Genomic DNA, 3,631 nt, shown 5'->3' with positions numbered 1-3,631 from the left:
CTCCCGCCGCTGGTGAAGACCACCTCCGTCGGATCGCACCCGAGGGTCCCCGCCACCTGACCCCGCGCCCGTTCGACCGCATCTTTCGCAGGCACTCCCGCCCAATGGAGGCTCGAGGGGTTGCCGTAATGGCCGGTGAGAAACGGTCGCATCGCCTCCACCGCTTCAGACGCGATCGGGGTGCTCGCGTTGAAATCGAGGTAGATTTTCCGGTCCATTCTACAGCCATCCGAATCGTACCGGTGTCCGGTAGACCCGGTACGAGAAAAGAGCGGCCAGGGCGAAGAGGAAGGCGTTCGCCGGAAGACCGAACCCCCCTGCGACCTGGAGCCCGAGAAGAACAATGATGATGACGATGAAGAGACAAAGAGCGGCCAACCTTTTGCGCCGGAGCCGGAGAGGCGCAATTTCCCCTGTGGTATCCGCCGGGATCTCGTCACCCGTAACCGCGGCCAGGAGCTTATCGATCGCCGGTTGGATGCGGAAATGCACCAGGGAAAGCAAAAGAGTCAGAACAAAAAGCAACCCCATCTTGACTGCGAGAATATGGTTTTCCAGTAATTCAGTCAAAGGCGCTCCACCGGCGGGCAGAAGCAGGATGCCGGTGACCAGGGCCGAAAGCTGATAGACATAACACCTGGATGCCGCACCCTTTATGATGTTCTCGAAATACCGGTCCACGGCAAGGGGGGCCTTGCCGAAGAGAACCCTTTCGTTCACGACGATGAGGTTGTACAGCGGGGCGGACATGAAGACGACGGACAGGATATGGAAAAATTTAATAATATTGTAGACCATCATGCAACCTCCTTCATGGGGCTTACCCGGCAAATGCATATCGACGTGCTCGCGTTGAAGTCGAGGTGGATGTTCCGGTCCATCGACCCTCCTTAATAGCTGGCCCGCAAACGAAGGTATAGATTATCGTCCTTGTCGAGCTGGCCAAACTGGGTGAAGTCCTTCTTCCCGAAGAAGACGTTGGCCCCCGACGCGACGGACAGCCGGTCGGTGATCTTGTAAGAGATTTGGGGATTGACCATGCCGTCCTCATCCGAAGGGCTGTAAAAACTTATCAAGGAGAGCTCCACCGTCTGGTAGCGGAGGAACTGGGTCAGGCGCAAGAAGAGAAGGTGACGATATTCCTTCTTTTCCGGCGCTCCGGGAGGGAGGGCCGCCTTGTACGACCCGTACTCCAGCATCTGCTCCAGGGAATACTGGGCACGGACGGTAAAATCCGTCGACAGCTCCCGCTCGTACCCCAGCAGGTACTTGAGGGAAGCATTTTCGATCAAGGGATTCGTTCCCGGCCTGTCCTCCCGGGAATCATAATAACCGAATTCGAAACTCGCGACGCCCTGGAGGAAGGGCCCCCGCGTGCTGGCACCGTAAACCGACAACTTCGGGTAGAAGAGCATCCCGTCGGCCGGATCCATGCCCGTAGGCTCCTTGAAGAAGCCGCGAAATCCGTAAAGGGCGCCCTCGTAACTTCCGAAGGTCCGATAAAGCCTTAAGGCGAGTTCGGTGTTCTCCGGAGTGGCTGCGGGATTCCTCATGGGCAGTCTCTCACCGGGGGCCGCAAGCCGGTTGGCGAACGGGTTGAAGAAGGATAGCCGTTCCCCTTCCGGGATCTCGCTCGGCGTGAAATGAGGGACCGCGACGAGATCCAGGGCGAAGGGGCCGGGATACAGGCTGAGCTTGACCGCGTCGCTCCCCAGTTTCAGGTACTCCAGGCTCCTCCCGACAAAAAAGGAGACGAAATCCTTGGGGAACAGGTCGTTGATGAAGATCAGGTCGCCCGTTCCCCAGGTGAGGATCTGGCGCCCCGCGCGGATGTCGAGGACCTGCAGGGGAGAAACGTCCAGGTAGAACTCCCGGAGGTCCGCATCCCCTCTTTCTTCCACGCCGTCCGCGATCAGATCGGCCTTGAAGAAAAGGCGGCTGTCGGCGGGACCGTCGTGGGATAGCTCCACCTGGAGCCGCCCTTCTCCAAGGGTGGCGTCCTTGGGCCGGGTGGGGCTGTCCGTCAGCCGCGCCCCTGCGGCTCCTTCCAGGAAGCCGTGCATGGAAATCGCAAGGGGCATGGCGGCAGGGCGCAGCGACACCGCCGCCAGAAGGAGCGCCGCCAGGACCTTTTTCATCTGGCCAGGGCACCGGGCGGGTTTCTCAGCGACCGCTCGGAGAAGAGCCGGTCGGCGAGACCGATGTCGTATTTCACCTCCTCGTAGCGTACCTCCGTCCGGTGGCCGGTCTGGACGTTCCTCATCGTGCGCCGGACCGTGGTCGGAAACCCCTGGATATGCCGGACCTCCTCGGCGGTGAAGACCTTGAGCAGGGCGCCGCGCTTGTCGTAATCCTCCTCTTTCCGGAGCACGAAATTTCCCTTGTCGATCCAGGAGACCTTGTAGCCGAAATCGACGCTTTTTTCGTCCTTCGGCACGCTCTTGACGACGAAGACTTCCGTCCCCTCGAGCGTTTCCTCGCGAAGGAGCGTGTGGTCGTCCTCCTCCACCGCCCTGCCCGAGACGTCCTCGTAGCTGAAGTCGGAGCCGACGAAGCTGGACCGCTTGTCGTCGGCGGCGATTCTCTTCACCAGATGGATGGCGGGGATATAGAGCCAGCGGTCCGAGTCCTTGAGCGGATACTTCCAGACGAGGAAGGTCATGTCCCTCACGTCGGCTGGCCGAAGGAACAGGATGAAATACTTCTGGTCACCACCGGCCTTCACATTCCTCCTCGTCATGATCAGTTCCCGAACCCTCTCGCCACCCTCCTTGCTCAGGAGCCTCATCGTCACTTTCGTCCTCATGTCGTTGCCGGAGTAGTACTGCACCAGCGCGGACCGCCGCATGATCTCCTCAGCCCCGACGGGCGCCCCGGCAAAGGCCCGGGAGAAGAGGCCGACGCTAAGGAAAAACAGGAATACAATGGTCGAAAGCCAAATGAAATGTTTTCTCACCATCGCGAACCTCCTAAGATTCTTTCGTCAACCGCCGGGGGAAAAGAACGATGAGCGAGGGGAGCAAAAGGATCGTGGCCGCCGCCGAAAGCAGCATAATGGCCATCATGAAGATCCCCACGGTGATGTACGGGGTCAGGGAGGCGAAGATCATCGCGGCGAAGCCCGAGGCGAAAAGCACGGCGTTCCGGAGAATCCCCTTCCCCGGGCGGGCCACGGTCCACAGCAAGGCCTCCTGGACGTCGTTCGTCTCCGCGCATCGCTGCCGGAACCGGCTCGCGAAGTGGATGGCGAAGTCGACGGCCAGCCCCAGGGAGAGGGTGGAAAGGACGGAGATGGGCATGTCGAGGTCCTTCCCCACGAACCCCACCACCCCGTAGATAAGGATGATGGTGAAGAGCAGGGGGAGGAAGCTGACGATCCCCCACCAGAAGGAGCGGTAGGCCAGAACCAGAAGTACGAAGACGAGCACGCAGGACGCGAGAAAACCCGAGAGCATCCCCCACAGCACCTCGTCGTTCCACACCATGTTGAAATAGGCGATCCCAGCCGGGCTGATCTCGACCCCCGGGATGGGATTCGCCCGGAGATCGCCTTGGATCTTTTCGAGGAGGGCCTTCGTGTCCACGGCGTCCCAGGACTTCAGCTGGACGACCACGTTCGCCTTCCGGTACG

Annotated in this window: 3 protein-coding genes and 2 pseudogenes (1 of these 5 cut by a window edge); all 5 read right to left on the bottom strand. The window is 60.4% G+C overall.

Features of this window, described 5'->3' with window-relative positions:
- Positions 1-218, bottom strand: a pseudogene (locus tag A2X88_07425) (cysteine desulfurase NifS) (it extends 844 nt beyond the left edge of the window).
- A 1-nt stretch (position 219) separates the two neighbouring features.
- A complete protein-coding gene (locus A2X88_07420) occupies positions 220-801 on the bottom strand; it encodes a hypothetical protein (protein ID OGP34562.1) in 582 nt (193 codons plus the stop codon).
- A gap of 89 nt (positions 802-890) precedes the next feature.
- Positions 891-2,138, bottom strand: coding sequence for a hypothetical protein (locus A2X88_07415; GenBank protein ID OGP34561.1), 1,248 nt, complete (start codon positions 2,136-2,138; stop codon positions 891-893).
- Positions 2,135-2,959 carry a hypothetical protein gene (locus A2X88_07410; protein ID OGP34560.1) on the bottom strand — a complete coding sequence of 275 codons (825 nt, stop codon included), beginning with the start codon at positions 2,957-2,959 and terminating at the stop codon, positions 2,135-2,137. Before A2X88_07410 ends, A2X88_07415 begins: the two co-directional genes overlap by 4 nt.
- 10 nt (positions 2,960-2,969) lie before the next feature.
- Positions 2,970-3,631: pseudogene (locus tag A2X88_07405) on the bottom strand (hypothetical protein).

It is taken from the genome of Deltaproteobacteria bacterium GWC2_65_14, assembly GCA_001797615.1.
Lineage (GTDB): Bacteria > Desulfobacterota > Deferrimicrobia > Deferrimicrobiales > Deferrimicrobiaceae > GWC2-65-14.
This window is presented reverse-complemented; position numbering and strand designations above follow the sequence as displayed.